This is a genomic window from Lelliottia sp. GFLA7 (genome assembly GCF_056490165.1).
In genome coordinates, this window is record NZ_JBWLAQ010000137.1 from 1 (window position 1) to 255 (window position 255).

Sequence of the window (255 nt, forward strand, 5' to 3'; positions counted from 1 at the left end):
GAGATTCCCCCAGTAGCGGCGAGCGAACGGGGAACAGCCCAGAACCTGAATCAGCGTATGTATTAGTGGAAGCGTCTGGAAAGTCGCAGGGTACAGGGTGATACTCCCGTACACAAAAGTACATACACTGTGAGTTCGAAGAGTAGGGCGGGACACGTGGTATCCTGTCTGAATATGGGGGGACCATCCTCCAAGGCTAAATACTCCTGACTGACCGATAGTGAACCAGTACCGTGAGGGAAAGGCGAAAAGAAC

General features: G+C 52.5%; 1 rRNA gene. It reads left to right on the top strand.

The features are described 5' to 3' along the window. Positions 1-255: ribosomal RNA gene (locus tag AC07RN_RS21540) — 23S ribosomal RNA — on the top strand; the annotation flags it as partial.